Here is a 17,584-nt window from a genome sequence, read left to right as displayed (position 1 = left end):
GAAGCCTTCTGTGAAGGCCGAATGAAGCAACTGTCTTGCGGGTTCCCGCAGCAAAATTGCGGGAACCCGCAAGACGCGCCAAGCATGTCACGGCGTATTATAGAGCTTCATGAGCAATTTGCGTTCTGGAGGAGAAACGCTTGGCCGAACTCGCGCCCCAAAGGTTGCTCGACCACTATCTGAATATTTCCAGATTGTTGGCGGGACAGCTAGACTTCGATTCCATCATTCAGGCGGTGGCGGCCGAGATCACGCATATCGTGCCCTATGACCATCTGGACGTCTGCATCAAGATGCTGGATGGCAAGTTCCACATCGCCTATGAGAGCGGCATTTCGACGGCCTGGAGCCGCAATCCTCCCGCGCTGCTATCGGGCAGCCCCATCCGAACGGTGCTTTCCGGTGAGGTCGATCATCTTCTGACCGACGATGCGCGCACCGATCAGCGCTTTCACTTTGAAGGTTCCTTCTCCAGTCCGATCATTGAACATGATCTGAAAGGTCGCCTGCATGTGCCCCTGAAAGCGCAGGGCGATATTATCGGCGCGCTCAGTTGTTCCAGTCTCATGCCCGCCTGCTACAAGCTGAGGGATGTGGAAAATGCTCAATCAATCGCTGATCTGCTTGCACCATACTTCTTTGCGATCCGCGCTGCGGAGCAGGCCAAGCGCTCCGCCATCGTGGAAACGGAAGCGCGCGCCCGCGAGGAGGGCTTGCGCTTCGGTGCGCTGAAACTGACTGAAGCCCTGGAGACCGAGCGCCATCGCATCGGCATGGACCTGCACGATCAGACGCTGGCCGACCTGACACGCCTTGCGCGCCACGTGGAGCGGCTTACCCATGCGCCAGACCTTTCGGGTGAGCAGCTTGAACCACTGTTTCGCGGGCTCCAGCATTGCATGCACGATCTCAGGCAAATCATTGAAGAAGCAAAGCCTTCAATTCTTCAGCTTTTCGGTTTTGTGCAGGCGACGGAAAACCATCTTGATCGCTCGGTGCGTGATAGCGGCTCATCCATCGAATGGACGCTGGACGACCGCAGCGACGGCATGGCTGACCGGCTGGAGGAAACTGTTGCGACTTCGCTGTTCCGCATTGTGCAGGAAGCGATCAACAATACGATCCGCCATGCTCATGCCAGCCGGTTGCGGGTTACGTTTCGCGACAAGGGCGGTCGCCTGCATGTTGAAGTCGCCGACGATGGTATTGGCATGGATCGTCAGACGCAGCGTCCCAGTGCCGGACAGGGTGTTGGGCATGGAATCGACAATATGCGTACACGCGCACGGTTGATTTCTGCAAGTTTCGCGATCAGGAAGAACGCTGAAGGTGGCAGCACCAGCGTGACAATCCATCTGCCTGCAGAAATGTGCCGGGAGGCCGGAGGGTAAAATGCATGTTCTGATCGTGGAGGATGATCCGTTGCATCGCGCCTATCTTGGTGAAGCGGTGCGTGCGGCGCTGCCTGAATGCAGCGATGTTCTGGAGGCCGACAACGGCTCTGCGGGCGAGAAGCTGGCACGCCAGCATCGTGCAGCCCATATCGTCATGGACCTGCAGATGAGCGGGCGCAATGGCATCGAGGCCGCGCGCACCATCTGGAAGGAAAATCCTGAAACGCGCATCCTGTTCTGGTCGAACTATGCTGACGAGGCCTATGTGCGCGGTGTGTCGCGCATCGTGCCGGAAGGTGCTGCTTATGGCTATGTGCTGAAATCGGCTTCCGACGACAAGCTGCGGCTGGCATTGCGCAGCATCTTTGTCGAAGCGCAATGCGTTATCGATCGCGAGGTGCGCGGCCTGCAGCAAAAGAGCCTCGGTCATGCCAGCGGTTTCAGCGAAAGTGAATATGAAATTCTGGTCGATATCGCACTGGGGCTTACGGATCGCGTTATTGCGCGCCGCCGCAATTTGTCGCTGAGAAGTGTCCAGAACAGATTGCAGCAACTCTATGAAAAACTTGGCGTTTATCAGGAAAAAGGTGAGCCGGAGGAAGGGCGTTTCAACCTCCGGGCTCGTGCCGTGACAGTTGCGCTTTTGCGCAAACTACTGAACTACAGTGCGCTGGAACGCGCTGAAATTGAGCTCAATGAGTGGATCAGCCGACAGCTGCCTTCAAACGGTTCTGTGCGAGATTGAGGCCGAGTTCCGACGCGCGGGCAATGACCGGCGCGAAGCGGCGGCGCTTCTTTTCCTCGTGGTTGGAAGCAATGTCTGCGATGCGATGCTTGAGGAAGGGATTGAGAAACCGTTCCCGCACAGATGCCACATAAGCTTCGGCCTGTTCGCCAAGGCCGTCCGCAGCAAATACCGGCAGGACTTCCTCATGCCAGACCGCTTCCAGTTCATTCCGGATCGTCTCGTCCTGCATGGCTTCCAGCACGATCTCGTCTTTCGGGCGGCTGCCCTTGAGCCATTGTTCCGCGATGAACGTATGGCCAAGGTTCAGCAAGTAGAGCTTCAGATGCTCATAGCGCGCAAGATCGTCGGTGACGACGATATCGTCGTGTTCGCAGGGGAGCGTCAGGCCACCGGCCTTCTCGATTGCCCAGAGCGCGTAGGGCTCAGCAACGGCGCCGATTGGCTCAATGGGTTCGGAAACGATGCGGTCGACAAGGCTGTTGGCGAAGACGCACCGGGTTTGTAGCCATTGTACGAAACCGTCCGGCAGTTTCCAGTCATAGGCGAGATCAATGAGGATCGAGCGCAGCTTGTCGCCATTACGCGAGATCAGTTCGCAGGGAAAGAGCGACAATGGCGCATCGGGATTATGCTGCCAGCGATGATGCAAAAGCACCAGAAGTTTGGCCGGAAAACTCTTCGGCAATGCATCCGGATTGGCAATAAGTGAGCTGTCATCGCTTCTGTCGAGCTCGTAGCCCTTGTCGCCGGTATTGGAGAGGATCACATCGACGCTGGCGCCAAGGTCGAGAATTGCTGCCCAGTCGTGATGTGCGGAATAGGCAACGGTAACGCCTTTGGCCTGATGTTCGGTCTCGGACGGTTTGCCGTCAACAAGCCCACGGATCATTACGGGATAGCTGTGGCTTTCGTTCAAAGCGGCAATGCGCTGGCTGCTCTGCGGATTTGAAGTCGTCTGCACGACGGCAATTGTCCCGATGGCTTTCCCCTTTGAAAGTGCCTCCGAAACAAAGAAATCGGCATGAGCCAACAGAAAACGGCTGGTGCCGAACTGCAGGATCGCTGGCTTCTCGTGCATGACCTTCTCCCATAAATCGTTGGTTTTAACTAAGCGATGCATGGTAAATTGGTCAAGCCAGTAGGAATCTTTATCGAGAGATTGGTTCGGTTCCAGATGTGGAAATGTGCTTTTTGCCGCAATTCTTCGGGATTTTAAGCATATTGCGCTTCTATCCGGTTGGAAATATGGTAAGGCCAATTCGAGGAGAGGCGAATTTGGGAGCACAATGAGCGACTTTACGGCAACCGCGGAACCCCGCAGGCTTTATCAGCAGATTGCAGATCGGGTGAGGAGCCTTATCCAGGATGGCCAGTTTCCTGCTGGCAGCAGGCTGCCGGCTGAACGCGAGCTGGCGCAGCAACTTGGCGTGTCGCGGCCTTCGCTACGTGAGGCGCTGATTGCTCTCGAAATCGCCGGTAATGTCGAAATCCGCATGGGTTCCGGCATTTACGTCACGGCAGAGTCGGAAAAGCGTTCGCTTTCGCATGGCGCTTCCATCGGCGAGAGCCCACTTGAAATCATGCAGGCACGCGAAATGGTCGAAGGCAGCGTGGTCGTTACGGCCTGCGCACGCATGACGCCTGAGACGCTGGCCGAATTGCGCGCAACGATTGATGCAATGAAGGTGAATGTCGATGCTGGGCGCAAGGCGATTGAGCTCGACAGGCAGTTTCATCTGCTCATTGCCGAGCAATCGGGAAATTCCGTGCTGGTGCGCATCGTGCGCGACCTTTTTGACGATCGGCATAGTCCGCTGACGTCGCATATCAGGACGCGCTTCGAGGATAACGATACATGGGCTCTGGCTCTGGCCGAGCACGAAGCCATCTATGCGGCGCTGGAAGCGAGGGATCCGCTTCAGGCGCAGGCAGCCATGCGAACGCATCTGGACCGATCCAAGCAGCGTTGGATGGATAACGAACCCAGCGAGTGATTAGCCGGGACGATTTGGGAGTGAGGTCAGACAAATGAATGAATCCGTTGAAACAGCGGTTGCGCCGGTTATTCTGCTGCATCCGTCGGATGATGTTGCGGTTGCGCGCATTTCGGTTCGTGCCGGTGATCCGATCGGCCTTGACGGGATCAAGGCCAGCGAGCTGATCGGACGCGGACACAAGGTTGCCATTCGCGATATTCCGGAAGGCAAGGAAGTCCTGAAATACGGTCAGGTGATCGGTGTTGCGACGAAGGATATTGCTCAGGGCGAGCATGTGCATTTGCAGAACCTCGCCATGCTGCCCTCCGAACACGAGCATCAGTTCTCCATCGATATCGATGAACGCGGTATGCTGCCCGAGGCGGAGCGTCGTCATTTCATGGGCTATGACCGGGGCGCTGGCGGTGTCGGCACACGCAATTTCATCGGCGTGATTTCGTCGGTCAATTGCTCGGCTACGGTGTCGCGTTACATCGCGGATTATTTCAACCGCATGGGCGGTCTCGACGGTTTCGACAATGTCGATGGTGTCGTGGCGCTGACGCATGGCAGCGGTTGCGCGCTCAATACCAAGTCGGAAGGCTATCGTCTTTTGACACGCACTATTCAGGGCTATGCCAAGCATCCGAATTTCGGCGGCATATTGCTGATCGGGCTTGGCTGCGAAACCAACCAGATTGCGCCGATCCTCGAACATTATCGCATGGAGGAAGGCTCACGCCTGCGCACCATGACGATCCAGCAGCATGGTGGCACGCGCAAGACTATCGATCACGCGATTGCGGAGATCAAGGAAATGCTACCGCTGGTCAATTCGGCGGTGCGCACCAAACAGCCTCTGTCGAAGCTGAAAGTGGCGCTGGAATGCGGCGGGTCGGATGGCTATTCCGGCATTTCGGCCAATCCGGCATTGGGCTATGCCTCTGACCTTATCGTGCGCAATGGCGGCACGACCGTTCTTTCGGAAACACCGGAAATCTACGGCGCTGAACATCTTTTGACCCGTCGCGCGGTAACGCCTGCGGTCGCCGAAAAGCTATTGCAGCGCATCGACTGGTGGCGTGATTACACGGCGCGCAATGGCGACGAGCTCAACAACAATCCGTCGCACGGCAACAAGCTTGGCGGGCTGACCACCATTCTGGAAAAGTCGCTCGGCGCCGTTGCCAAGGGTGGCTCCATGCCGCTCAAGGCCGTCTATGAATTCGCTGAAACCGTGACTGAACCCGGCTTCGTGTTCATGGACACGCCGGGTTACGATCCTGTCGCGGTAACCGGACAGGTGGCTGGCGGCTGCAACGTGATTTGTTTCACGACTGGACGCGGCTCGGTTTCCGGCTTCAAACCTTCGCCTTGCATCAAGATCGCCACGAATTCCGAAATGTACGAGCACATGAAGGAAGACATGGACATCAATTGCGGGGGTATCGTCACCGGCGACGAGACCATCGAGCAGTCCGGCACCCGTATCTTCGAACATATCATCGCGGTCGCATCCGGCGAGAAGACGTTGAGCGAAGTCTACGACTATGGCGACAACGAATTCGTGCCTTGGCAGGTCGGTGCCGTAACCTGATCCTCTTTCTCTAATGACGACTGACAGGAATAATTCGATGGTCAAAGCTCTGCGTATCGAGAGCGAAAACGTCACACGTTTTGCAGAAATCGACGAAGCGCCGTTGCTGGCCGGTCAAGTCCGCGTGCGGGTTCGGCATGTGGGTCTGTGCGGTAGCGATCTGAACACCTTCAAGGGGCTTAATCCGCTGGTGCAACTGCCGCGTATTCCGGGGCATGAAATCGGCGGCGAGATCATGGAAGCCGGAGAGGGCGTCAGTGCTGCCCACGCCAAAGGCAAGCGGGTCATCGTGCTACCCTATACGAATTGCGGTGAATGTTCGTCCTGTCGCAAAGGTCGGCTTAATGCGTGTCGTTATAACAAAACGCTTGGCGTCCAGCAAAATGGCGGCTTGGCTGACCAGATCGTGCTGCCTGCCGAAAAGCTGATCCTGAATGATACGCTGGCACCTCGTCATCTGGCGCTGGTTGAGCCGCTTTCGGTTGGCTTCCATGCCGTCGAGCGCGGACGCGTTCAGGCAGGCGATACGGTTGCTGTTCTCGGTTGCGGCATGATTGGCATGGGTGTTCTTATTGGCGCGCTTGCGCGCGGTGCGAAGGTTATCGCCGTCGATCCAAGTGCTGAAAAGCGCGAACTGGCGCTGCAATTTGGTGCAACGCACGCTCTGCCAGGTGGTGAGGATGTAGTAGCGAAGGTTCAGGAACTGACCAACGACGACGGTGTGGATGTTGCCTTTGAAGCGGTTGGCCTGCCGATCACCTTCACGCAGGCTGTCGATCTGGCAGGCTTTGCGGGGCGCGTGGTTTATGTCGGCTATTCCAAGGCGCCGGTCACCTATCAGACACAGTTCTTCAACCTGAAGGAACTCGACATCATGGGATCGCGCAATGCGACGCTCACGGATTTCGAAGCCGTGATTGCGCATCTGGAAAAGCTTGGGGCGGATGCCGACAAGCTGATCTCGAAGGTATTTCCGTTCGATGAGGCTGAAGCGGCACTTCCCTATTGGGACGGTGATCGCAATGTTTTGAAGATCATCATCGAACACGACTGAAATCGAAGCAAATGTTCGGTGCCAGTAAGGAAGGCACCGGACGCTAGTGGAGGAAACCGGCCAAAAGGCCAATTGTTTAATGACCCCATACGGGAGGACAAAGATGAAGAAACTCGTTACCGGCATGATCGCCGCCAGCATGTTGCTGGCAGGAAGCATGGCTGCATACGCCGCCAATGTGTCGATCAAGGTTGCCTATGAAAACAATCCCGGCGAGCCTTTCGATGAGGTAATGCATTACTGGAAAGATGATCTCGCCAAGCGCAGCAACGGCGAAATCACGCTTGAACTCTACCCAAGCTCGCAGCTTGGCTCCAAGAAGGACGTGACCGAGCAGGCCATGATGGGCCTCAATGTCGTGACTATTTCCGACGTTGGCTTTCTGGCCGAATATGACCCGGACCTCGGCGTGCTTTATGGCCCGTTCCTGACTGACGATCCGGCGCAGTTGTTCAAGGTTTATGACGGTCCCTGGTTCAAGAAAAAGAGCGAAGAGCTGAAGAAGAAGGGCATTCACATCGTAATGCCGAACTATCTCTATGGCATTCGTCAGATCATTTCCAAGAAGCCGATCCGCACGCCGGAAGACCTGAAGGGCATGAAGATCCGCGTGCCGAACAACGTCATGCAGATCAAGACCTTCGAGGCCATGGGCGCAACGCCGACCCCGATGCCGCTGGGCGAAACCTTCCCGGCGCTGGCGCAAGGCGTGATCGATGGCGTTGAGAATCCGATTTCGGTTCTTTACGGCCAGAAGTTCCAGGAAGAAGCCAAATATCTGAGCAAGGTCGGCTATCTGACCAACGTGGCGCTCATCGTCGGCGGCGAAGCCTTCTTCTCCACGCTGCCGGAAGATCAGCTCAAGATGATCCATGAGTCTGCCTATGATGCGGGCCTCTACAGCCAGAAGCTGACGATCGAAAAAGACAATGAAATGATCGAAAAGATGAAGGAAGCCGGTGTCGAGATCATCGAAGTCGACCGTGCTCCTTTCAAGGCGCTTGCTGAAAAGGTCTACACCCAGTTCCCGGAATGGTCGCCAGGTCTTTACGAACAGATTCAGGCTGAACTGAACTGATCCCTTCAATCCGGATATTGTCATGTCGCAGCTTGCCCGCGGCATGGCATGGTCATGGAATTCAATTCGATGAAATACTTTGAAAAACTGATCGACTGGCTGGCCGCCGCGCCGCTTTTCGTGCTGTTGGCAATGTTCAATGCCGCTGTTGTCATGCGCTACTGGATGCATCAGCCATTGCAATGGACCGAGGAAATGGCCGGTCTGTTAATGATCTGGATCGTGATGCTCGGCAGTGTCGCCGCAGAACGCAGCAACCAGCATCTTGCCATTCCAATGCTCGTGGATATGCTGTCGGAAAAGGTGCGCGATGTCGTCAACGCCATCGTCTCCACCCTGTCGGGACTGTTCCTGCTTTACGTGTCCTATGCCGGTTACAAGCTTTCGGTTGCGGCTCAGTTCAAAGTGACTGACGTGCTGCGGGTTTCCTATTACTGGATCGATATCGCTGTGCCGGTCGGCTTCGTTATTATCGCTCTTTATATGTTTGCAAGCGCATTCAAATACTTGCGTGCCGCTTTTGCGGGAGGCAAGGCATGAATCTGACCACCATCGTTCTCATCATGCTGGCGCTGATTGCGCTCAATATGCGCCTTTATGTGGCCATTCTGATCGCGGTCTTCACCTATTTCACCTTTTTCAACCAGATGCCGATAGCGATTGCTGTGCAGCGCTTCATCAGCCCGGCACAGAACACGTCGTTGCTCGCCATTCCGTTCTTCATCATGCTTGGCACGGTGATGTCACATACCGGTATTGCAGAACGTCTGATCAAGGTTGCGGAAATTCTGGTCGGTCGTATGCGTGGTGGCATGGCGCTCACCAACATCATGGTTTCCACTCTGATGGGTGGCGTCAGCGCTTCCAATCTGGCCGACAGCGCCATGCTCACCCGCATGATGGTGCCGGAAATGGTCAAGCGTGGCTATGACAAGGCATTTTCCTGCGCGGTGACGGCTGCAGGCTCGCTGATTACGCCCATCATTCCCCCAGGCATTGCGCTCATCATCTATGGTCTGATTGCGGATGTTTCCATCGGCAAGATGTTCATGGCCGGTGTCGTTCCGGGCATTCTGGGCGCCGTTATCCTGATGATTGCGGCGTATGTCACATCGGTAAAGCGCGGCTACAAGCCAAGCCGTGAAAAGCGGATGAGCGGAGCCGAAGTTGTCTCGACACTCGCTTCGGCATGGCCTGCGGTGCTGCTGCTGTTCGCGATCATCGGCGGCATCCGCTTGAACATCTTCACCCCGACAGAAGCCGGTGCAGTTGCTGTCACGCTGGTTCTGATTATCGGCTTCGTGATCTATCGCGAAATGCGCATCTCGCATGTGGTGGATTCGCTGATCGAAACGGCCAAATCGACTGCGTCTGTCATGCTGGTCATTATGGCGTCGTCGGCACTTGCCTGGGTGTTTTCGCTTGAACAGGCCGGCCAGTCGCTGATGCAGCTTATCTCGTCTTTCACCAGCAATCCTTATGCGTTCCTGCTGGCAGTCAACGTGATCCTGCTGATTCTCGGTGCGCTGATCGAGGGTACGGCCCTGATGATCGTTCTGGTACCGCTCTTGATGCCGACGGTAAAGGCTCTGGGCATTGATCCGGTACATTTCGGCATCATCGTGATTATCAACCTGTCGATTGGCACGCTGACACCGCCTGTCGGAACGGTCATGCTGATGGTCTGCAATATTGCGAAGGTGAGGGTGGGAGATTTCACCCGTCAGGCGTTCAGCATGTATATGGCGCTGTTCATCCTGCTGGCGCTGGTTACTTACGTGCCGATTATCTCAACCTATCTGGCTCATTAGAGTGCGTTTCGATCTGATTGGATCAGATCGGCGCTCTAATCTTTTACTTTAACGCGCATCTTTTCCGAAAACCGTTTCACACTTTTCGGGATGCGCTCTAATCAAGGAAAAGCGCGGGATTTCCCGCGCTTTTTTCATTTGGTCACCAAGGGTTTTCGACGCGCGGCCAGATGGCACGGCTGAGCTTGCGGTAATTGGTCGTGCGCGGATTGCTCGGATAAGAGCTGGGCGCTGCAACATAGATGATCTCGGCAGCAATCGGCACAAAGCCCGCGTGAAAATGATTGGTGGATTTGACCACCAATATGTCCTTCTTCATCGGGTCGATGCCGATATTCGAGAAGATATCCGGCTCGAATGTCTGTGTCCGGTTGGTGTTGAGAATGATGTCGATCTCGGTGCCTTCAATTCGCACCACCGCCGAGGCTCCAAGCGTCACGCGGCTTGGGCCAAAACTCTGCCAGCCTTCGGCAAGGGTTTTCATGACCGTCACACGCGCATCAATGGGCTCGCCGCCAAGCGGGCCAGACTTGCCGCCGAAACGCAGGTCGATCACGGCACCTTCGCCTGCCGCATGGCAGAATGTCACTGCGATGGGGTCCCAGATCGTGGCCACGCCGATATTATCGATGCCACGTTCGATCAGGCGGCGAAGTACATAAGTTCCGTCACCCGCAACGCCGCCGCCGGGATTGTCCCATACATCGGCGATCACCGCAGGTTTGGCAGGATTGGCTGCATGGGCAGCCAGCGCCCTATCGATGCCCTGATCAGTGTCGAACATGGTCATCAGCGTCTGCTCGCGCATGGCGATCAGTTCACGCCCGAGTTTTTCTGCAAGTGCTGCGCCCTTGGCCGGATCGTTGTCGGTGACGACAAGAATGCGGGTTCCCATTTCCGGCACATCGGCAGCCATGAAGCCATGAATGACGGAAATGGACAGGATGCCATCCTTGCCGTGCATTGCCTTGATGCGGTCGACGAAGGAGCGCATTGGCTCTTTGCTTGTGGGAAATACACTGATCATATGGCAGTCGAATGTGGATATGACCGGCTTGATGTGACCTTTCAGGGCATCGAGCGCAAGATCGACCACATGCTCGCCACGCTCATAAAAATCCGTGTGAGGAAATTCGAGGAACGACGCGAAAATATTGAGGTTTTCGACACGCTTCGGCGTCAGATGACTATGCGGATCGAATTCGCTGGCAACCAGAATATCCGGCCCGACAATGGCGCGCACGCGCTCCAGAAGATCACCCTCGCAATCGTCGTAACCTTGGGCGACCATGGCGCCATGCAGGCCGAGAACGACTGCATCAACGGGCATTGCCGCCTTGAGCTGATCGAGAATTTCATCGCGCAATTCCTCGAAAGCCTGCCGCTGCAACAAACCGCCAGGTTCCGCCCAGGTGGCAGTGCCTTCAATGACAGTCAATCCTTCCGCCGCCGCCCGCTTGCGCAATGCGACAATGGGTGAAGAGCAAAGCGTCGGCGTTTCCGGATGCTTGCCCGGTGCGGCATAGAAGGCCATTTCGAACGAGGCTCTATCGGTTGGAACCGGCGAAAACGTATTGGTTTCTGTCGCAAGCGATGCAGTGAAAATGCGCATGGAGATACTCTGTGCGGGGAGGTGACGTGCTTATTTCTGCGGTGCGTAGGCGATGGCCTCGACTTCGATCTTGATGTCGATCATCAGGCGGGATTCGACAGTGGTACGTGCTGGAGGCTCTTTTGGAAAATAGGTGCCGTAAACGGCATTCATCCGCCCGAAATCCCGAGCATCTTCCAGCCATATGGTGGTTTTGACCACGTCTTCCATTGTGGCGCCTGCAAGTGCCAGTGCGGCCTTGACGTTTTCGAGCACCTGTTTCGTCTGCGCTTCAATGCCGCCCTCAACGATCTGGCCGTTTGGTCCGACTGGCACCTGACCCGAAATATAGACTGTGTCGCCTGCGCGAACGGCGGGGGAAAGAGGCACATGCGATGCGCCGAAGACCTGTTTTCTGGACATGAGTTTCTCCGGTTATTTGACTGCTCCAAGGGCCAGTCCCTTGATGAGATAGCGCTGGAGCCAGATGAAAAGGATGGCGACCGGCAGTGTTGCAAGAAAGGTGGCTGCCATGACGTAGTGCCATTCGACCGTGTAGCGCCCCGCGACGAGCGAGAAGACCTGAATGGGCAGGGTGTAGCTTTCCTGCCTGCGCAGCATGGTCAGCGCCACGACAAATTCGTTCCAGGCATTGATGAAGGTGAAGATTGCCGTGACGGCAATGGCGGGCAGGCAAAGCGGCAGGAACACTTTTATCAGTGTCTTGCCGCGTCCGGCGCCTTCCATCCACGAGGCTTCTTCCAGATCGCGCGGTATGGTGTCGAAATAGCTCTGCAGCATCCACACGGTAAAGGCTATGTTGAAGGCCATGTAGACTGCACCGACCGCAGAGACACTTTCAATCAATCCATAGGCGGCGAGCAGCCGGAAAAGGCCCAGCACCAGAACGATAGGCGAGATCATCTGCGAAATAAGCAGAAATTGCCGGAATGCACCATGGCCTGCAAAGCGGAAGCGCGACATGGCGTAGGCGGCAGGAATGGAGACGATGATGGCGCCGACGGAAGCAATGACCGAGACGTAAAGCGAGTTCAGAAGCGCTTGCCCGAATTTGGTCTGAACCCACATTTCCGAAAAATTCTGCCAGCGGAAGCTGGTTGGCCACCATGTTGGAGACAGGACTTCCTGTGGCGGTTTGACGGCGGTGAAAAACATCACCGCGAAGGGAAAGAGTGTCAGCACGATAAGCGGCGACAGAACGGCCCAGGCAATGATTGTGCGTTTCAGCTTCGAGCCGGTCATGCGCGTTCTCCCCGCATTGCGAGGCGGATATAGATCGCCGTGAAGACGAGGAGTATTGCCAGCATGATAAGCGATACGGCGGAGGCTTCTCCCAGCTTTCCGAGGCGGAAAGCGAGCTTGTAGAGATGCGTCACCAGAATATCGGTGGAGTTTGCCGGTCCGCCCTGCGTCATGACCCAGATGATCGGGAAAGAATTGAAGACATAGATCGTATTGAGAACGATGGCGATGTTGACGAAGGGCTTGAGCAGCGGAAAGGTGATTTCGCGAAACTGCTGCCACAGACTGGCACCTTCCAGAGACGATGCTTCGTAGAGATCCTCCGGGATGGATGACAGTCCGCCGAGAAAGATCGTGGTGGTGAAGGGCACGGTGACCAGAATACCGACCAGTATCTGCATGGGAAAGGCGGTAACAGCGCTCGCCAGCCATTGAATGTTGCTGTCGATGATGCCGAGATTACGCAGTGCGGAATTGAGCATTCCGCTTTCGCCGTTGAGCGCCCAACGCCAGACAATGGCAGTCATGGTGAGTGAAACCGCCCAGGGTAGCATGACGATGACGCGCGCTACCGAGCGGCCATAGAAATCCATGTTGAGGATGATGGCGACTGGAATGGAAACGATCAGCGCGCCGCCAACCACGGCGACGGTCCAAAGTGCGGTGCGCCAGAGTGCATTGAGGAAATCGGGCGTTGCGAAAAGCGCAGTGAAATTTGCGCCGTCGTTGAAATCGCGTAGCTGCCCGAAGCGGTTCACGTCATGGCTGGCAATTTCGACGAGATGCACCACGGGCCAGAAGATCACCACCGCAGCCAGAAGCAAGCTCGGCAGAATCAGGAGATAGGGCAGGGTGCGGCTTTGCATCGGCAATCAAAATCCTGAAAAGAAAAAAGCCCGGCAGAGCGAGGGCACTGCCGGGCAGGCGGGGAGTGTTACTTCTTCAGGATCGCGTCCGCCTTGGCAGCGGCGTCCTTCAGCACGGCATCAGGTTCGCCCTTGCCGAGATAAATGCTCTGCATGGCATTGGACGTGATGTCGGCAATTTCTTCCCAACCGGGAATGATCGGTGCAAAGCGGGCATCCGGCAGCAGTGCGGTGAAGGCGGCGAGATCGGCATTATTGACGTAATAATCCATCTTCGCTTCTTCCTTGTTGACCGGAAGGAAGCCTTCGCCCTGCGTGAACTTGGCGCGCCATTCGGTCTGGAACAGGAAGTCGAGCACCTTCCAGGCTTCCTCCTTGTTCTTGGAATTCTGGAACATGATGACGGAATCGGTCACGCCATAGGTGCCACGTGCGCCTGTTGGCCCGGCAGGAATGGCTGCAACGCCATATTTGAGGTTCGGGGCTTCTTCCTTGATCTGGTTGGAAAGGAAAGGCGCGGTAATCATCATGCCGACCTTGCCCTGCTTGAAGAGGTTCTGCACGTCCTCGCGTGCATAGGAAGTGACGCCAGGCTGGGTCAGGCCATCGTCGATCAGCGACTTGTAAAGCTTCGCGGCTTCAAGTGCGCCCGGTGTGCTGAGACCCGACGTGCCGTCCTTGTTGAGAATTTCTGTCCCATAGGACCACATGCCGTAATAGTAATAAACGTCGGTCTCGATTTCCTTGCCCTGTAAGCCGAAACCGTAATTCTCTCCGCCAAGCGCCTTGATCTTGGTGGCAGCGGCTTTCAGTTCGTCCCAGGTTGCGGGCGGGTTTTCGACACCTGCCTTGGCCAGGAGATCCTTGTTGTAATACATGGCGCGGGCAGACGCCGCGATCGGCAGGCCGTAAGTCTTGCCCTCAAGGACGGACGGAGACAGGAAAGTCTCAATGAAGCGGCCCTTGAACTCGTCGTTCATGTAACCGTCGAGCGGTTCGGCGATACCCTGTTGCACGAAATCGATCAGCCAGCGCGTGCCGATGATCGAAAGGTCTGCATTGGTGCCTGCTGAAATGTCGGTGGTCAGTTTCTGTAGAAGCACATCCCACGGAACAATTTCGAAATTGAGCGTAATGCCGGGGTTGGCAGCTTCAAACGCCTTCTTGACCTCTTCGAAATAGGGACCGGTCTTGGAGCTGTACTCCGCCACGGTCATGCGCACTTCGCCAGCATTTGCGACCGACGATAGCGCCAGAATGCTCAATCCGGCCAGAAGGCCAGCCTTCCATTTGTTGATAGACATCTTCCCGTTCCCTTGTTTTGCCCCGCATTGGTGCGATGACGATCTATTTTTGTTATTTTCTTACATTATCGGCTTAACTGGTACTTTCAAGCAAAAAGTTTTGTTGCAAACTTACATTTTGACTTTTACGCTGGTGGGAATAAACAGGTGCAGAAAGCTGCCGCATAAAAGGGGAATAGCGTGGAGCAAGCAGGCGAATTTGCGGGAAAGTCGGTGCTGGTTACCGGGGCCGGTGGCGGTGTTGGAAGCGCGCTGGTCAAGCTGTTCTCTGAACGCGGCGCCCGCGTGATCGGTTGCGATACCACACTGGAGGCAATGACCGGCGATGATTTTCATGCGCGTCATGCCTTTGATCTGCTTGACCGTGAGGGACTGGAGCTGGCCGCAGAGCGGATCATAGCGGAACCGGGCCTGCCCGATATTGTCATCAACAATGCGGGCTGGACCCGTGCCGAGACCTTCGATGGGCTGGGGCAGGGCAATATCGACGCTGAGATCGACCTCAACCTGACTGCGGTTGCCGGATTTTCCAATGTCATGGCACAGGCCATGGCGGCGCGCGGACACGGCGTTTTTGTCTTCATTTCCTCGGTCAACGGTCTCCTGCATTTCGGAAACCCGGCTTATGCGGCTGCCAAAGCCGGAATCAATGCTTTTGCGCGCGGTATTGCGGTTGAGTTCGGAAGGAAGGGCGTGCGCGCCAATGTCGTCTGTCCGGGGTCGATAAGAACGCCTGCATGGGATCATCGTATCGCGCAGGATGTAAGCGTGCTGGACCGCCTGCAGCGCTTTTATCCGTTGGGGCGTATCGTTGACACAAGTGAAGTGGCGGAAACGGTCGCATTTTTGGCGTCGGATCGTGCTTCGGGCATTACCGGCGCGATCCTTCCGGTCGATGCCGGTCTGACTGCGGGCTGCCGTCCTTTCATCGAAGATATTCTCGGAGGGAACTGAGCGATGAAAGAGGTTTCGCTGCGCGGTATCACCAAAACCTTCGGACAATTGACCGTTCTCGACCGTGTCGATCTCGATATTCAAAGCGGGGAATTCCTTGTGCTGGTCGGTCCTTCCGGTTGCGGAAAATCCACGCTTTTACGGATGGTAGCCGGGCTTGAGCCTATTTCCGGCGGTGACCTTCTGATTGGTGGGGAACGGGCTAACGAGTTGCCCCCGCAAAAGCGCAATATTGCGATGGTGTTTCAATCCTATGCGCTGTTTCCGCATATGACGGCGCGTGAAAATATCGGTTTTGGTCCGCGCATTCGCGGCGAGAAATCGGAAGAAACGGCCGCGAAGGTGGACAGGGCGGCGTCCATCCTCAATCTCCATTCCTATCTTGATCGCTACCCACGCCAGCTTTCAGGCGGACAGCGCCAGCGCGTCGCCATGGGGCGCGCCATTGTTCGCGAACCGTCGGTATTTCTGTTTGATGAGCCGCTTTCCAATCTCGATGCGCAGTTGCGCGTGCAGATGCGTACGGAGATCAAGGCCCTGCATCAGCGGCTGAAATCGACGGTGATCTATGTCACCCACGATCAGATCGAGGCCATGACCATGGCTGATCGAATCGTGGTTATGAATCAGGGTAAGATTCAACAGATCGGTGCGCCGCTGGATCTTTACGACCGTCCCGCCAACAAGTTCGTTGCGAGCTTTATCGGTTCACCGTCCATGAGCTTCATTCCGGGCACGGTGTCGGGCGGAATATTCCGTACTGGCGAGGGTGAAGAAATCGCCGTTGGTGCGGGAACGTCCGATACCCGACAGGCGGAAGCTGGTATTAGGCCTGAAAACTTTGCGGTCGCGCCGGATGGCAAGGGGCTGACGCTCACTGTGGAGGTGGTTGAGCCGACGGGGCCTGAAACCCATATTTATGGCCAGATTGCCGGGCAGCCCATACGAGCTGTGTTTCGCGAGCGCATGCATCTTGCGCCGGGCGAGCAAGTGCCTGTAACTGCAAAGAGCGAACATATACATCTTTTCGACAAGGATAGCGGTCTCCCGCTTTGAACTTCCGATGAGCAAGGTTGCCGACATCATCACGCGGCTGCATGTCGTGGCGCAGGACGGATCGAAATCCGACCGGCGGCTGGCTGCGCTCGTGCTGGCCGATCCCGATTACGCCTCCAAGGCGGCAATCTCGGAAATTGCGACCAGAGCAGGTGTCAGCGAACCCACAGTGACCCGCTTCTGCCGTGCGCTCGGCTGTGATGGGGTTCGCGATTTCAAGTTCTTTCTGGCACAGGCGCTGGCCATTGGTGGCCAGTATCTGACGGCGGAAATTCCCGCCCGCGATGTGCGTGAAAGCCGTATAGCCACGGCTGTGACCGATGCGGCGGTTGCCGCTATCCAACGTGCCAGCGACGGGCTTGATATGAGCGTGTTGATGAAAGTGGCGGAACGACTTGCCGCCGGTGGCCCTGTGCTATGTCTGGGGTCTGGCGGCATCTCGTCCATGCTGGCAACAGAAATGCAGAACCGCTTGTTCCGGCTCGGTATTCCGGTCAGCGCACAGGTCGATGGGCAGTTGCAGCGCATGTATGCCGCCGTCACTACACATGAAGCGACGGTGATCGCTTTCTCCGTCTCGGGCTTCGCGCGTTCGGTGGTAGAGGCCGTGCTGGTCGCACGGCAATATGGAGCGCAGACAGTCGCGATCACGCCTGTCGGTTCCGATCTTGCCAAGGCGGCAGATGTGCTCATCCCTTATCAGGCCAATGAAGACGGCAATATCTACAAGCCGACATCATCACGCTTCGCGCTGCTCGCCATTCTCGATATGATCGCTACGGCGACAGCAGAAGCGCGTGGCCCAAAGGTGCTGGAAAGCCTGCGCCGCATCAAGCATAGCCTCAATACGCTCACCATAGATGATCCGCGCTTGCCGTTGGGAGACTGATTC

17 protein-coding genes are annotated in these 17,584 nt (G+C 56.3%); 11 read left to right on the top strand and 6 right to left on the bottom strand.

The window, feature by feature from the left end:
- Positions 1–140: 140 nt before the first annotated feature.
- Positions 141–1,391: a GAF domain-containing sensor histidine kinase gene (locus F9K94_RS16845; RefSeq protein WP_151647087.1), complete on the top strand. Its 1,251-nt coding sequence runs from the start codon at positions 141–143 to the stop codon at positions 1,389–1,391.
- A 1-nt stretch (position 1,392) separates the two neighbouring features.
- Complete coding sequence (locus F9K94_RS16840; protein ID WP_151647085.1) at positions 1,393–2,139, top strand: response regulator transcription factor; 747 nt, start codon at positions 1,393–1,395, stop codon at positions 2,137–2,139.
- Here the strand turns inward: F9K94_RS16840 and F9K94_RS16835 are convergent.
- Entirely contained in the window at positions 2,099–3,220 is a 1,122-nt protein-coding gene (locus F9K94_RS16835) for a mannitol dehydrogenase family protein (RefSeq protein ID WP_151647083.1), read from the bottom strand. The genes F9K94_RS16840 and F9K94_RS16835 overlap by 41 nt on opposite strands.
- A 208-nt stretch (positions 3,221–3,428) precedes the next feature.
- On the opposite strand from F9K94_RS16835, the gene F9K94_RS16830 reads away from it, so the two are divergent.
- From F9K94_RS16830 to F9K94_RS16805, 6 genes are all read left to right on the top strand, one after another.
- Complete coding sequence (locus F9K94_RS16830; protein ID WP_151647081.1) at positions 3,429–4,136, top strand: FadR/GntR family transcriptional regulator; 708 nt, start codon at positions 3,429–3,431, stop codon at positions 4,134–4,136.
- A gap of 34 nt (positions 4,137–4,170) precedes the next feature.
- Positions 4,171–5,715: a UxaA family hydrolase gene (locus F9K94_RS16825; protein ID WP_151554449.1), complete on the top strand. Its 1,545-nt coding sequence runs from the start codon at positions 4,171–4,173 to the stop codon at positions 5,713–5,715.
- A 37-nt stretch (positions 5,716–5,752) separates the two neighbouring features.
- On the top strand, positions 5,753–6,769 hold the full coding sequence (locus F9K94_RS16820) for a zinc-binding alcohol dehydrogenase family protein (RefSeq protein WP_151647079.1): 1,017 nt from the start codon (positions 5,753–5,755) through the stop codon (positions 6,767–6,769).
- A 103-nt stretch (positions 6,770–6,872) separates the two neighbouring features.
- Positions 6,873–7,847, top strand: a complete 975-nt coding sequence (locus F9K94_RS16815) for a C4-dicarboxylate TRAP transporter substrate-binding protein (protein WP_151647077.1) — start codon at positions 6,873–6,875, stop codon at positions 7,845–7,847.
- A gap of 69 nt (positions 7,848–7,916) precedes the next feature.
- Positions 7,917–8,387 carry a TRAP transporter small permease gene (locus F9K94_RS16810; protein WP_151647075.1) on the top strand — a complete coding sequence of 157 codons (471 nt, stop codon included), beginning with the start codon at positions 7,917–7,919 and terminating at the stop codon, positions 8,385–8,387.
- Entirely contained in the window at positions 8,384–9,658 is a 1,275-nt protein-coding gene (locus F9K94_RS16805; protein ID WP_151647073.1) for a TRAP transporter large permease, read from the top strand. The genes F9K94_RS16810 and F9K94_RS16805 overlap by 4 nt, the downstream gene beginning before the upstream one ends.
- 142 nt (positions 9,659–9,800) lie before the next feature.
- Here F9K94_RS16805 and F9K94_RS16800 read toward each other — a convergent pair whose 3' ends face one another.
- The 5 genes from F9K94_RS16800 to F9K94_RS16780 form a co-directional block, all read right to left on the bottom strand.
- Positions 9,801–11,270: a M81 family metallopeptidase gene (locus F9K94_RS16800; RefSeq protein WP_151647071.1), complete on the bottom strand. Its 1,470-nt coding sequence runs from the start codon at positions 11,268–11,270 to the stop codon at positions 9,801–9,803.
- Between the two features lie 30 nt (positions 11,271–11,300).
- Positions 11,301–11,672 (bottom strand): RidA family protein, encoded by a 372-nt coding sequence (locus F9K94_RS16795; RefSeq protein WP_012093249.1) that lies wholly within the window; start codon positions 11,670–11,672, stop codon positions 11,301–11,303.
- 12 nt (positions 11,673–11,684) lie between these two features.
- Complete coding sequence (locus F9K94_RS16790; protein WP_151647069.1) at positions 11,685–12,512, bottom strand: carbohydrate ABC transporter permease; 828 nt, start codon at positions 12,510–12,512, stop codon at positions 11,685–11,687.
- Positions 12,509–13,378 (bottom strand): carbohydrate ABC transporter permease, encoded by an 870-nt coding sequence (locus tag F9K94_RS16785; protein ID WP_151647067.1) that lies wholly within the window; start codon positions 13,376–13,378, stop codon positions 12,509–12,511. The genes F9K94_RS16790 and F9K94_RS16785 overlap by 4 nt, the downstream gene beginning before the upstream one ends.
- A 68-nt stretch (positions 13,379–13,446) precedes the next feature.
- Positions 13,447–14,682 (bottom strand): ABC transporter substrate-binding protein, encoded by a 1,236-nt coding sequence (locus F9K94_RS16780; RefSeq protein ID WP_061346979.1) that lies wholly within the window; start codon positions 14,680–14,682, stop codon positions 13,447–13,449.
- A gap of 180 nt (positions 14,683–14,862) precedes the next feature.
- Here F9K94_RS16780 and F9K94_RS16775 point away from each other — a divergent pair, with 180 nt between their 5' ends.
- The 3 genes from F9K94_RS16775 to F9K94_RS16765 are packed head-to-tail and all read left to right on the top strand — an operon-like array spanning position 14,863 to position 17,581.
- Positions 14,863–15,636, top strand: a complete 774-nt coding sequence (locus tag F9K94_RS16775) for an SDR family oxidoreductase (protein WP_151647065.1) — start codon at positions 14,863–14,865, stop codon at positions 15,634–15,636.
- Between the two features lie 3 nt (positions 15,637–15,639).
- Positions 15,640–16,692, top strand: coding sequence for an ABC transporter ATP-binding protein (locus tag F9K94_RS16770; RefSeq protein WP_151647063.1), 1,053 nt, complete (start codon positions 15,640–15,642; stop codon positions 16,690–16,692).
- A gap of 7 nt (positions 16,693–16,699) precedes the next feature.
- On the top strand, positions 16,700–17,581 hold the full coding sequence (locus F9K94_RS16765) for a MurR/RpiR family transcriptional regulator (RefSeq protein ID WP_151647061.1): 882 nt from the start codon (positions 16,700–16,702) through the stop codon (positions 17,579–17,581).
- The last annotated feature ends 3 nt before the right edge of the window (positions 17,582–17,584 follow it).

Source organism: Brucella tritici (assembly GCF_008932285.1).
In the GTDB taxonomy this organism is placed as follows: domain Bacteria; phylum Pseudomonadota; class Alphaproteobacteria; order Rhizobiales; family Rhizobiaceae; genus Brucella; species Brucella tritici.
This window is presented reverse-complemented; position numbering and strand designations above follow the sequence as displayed.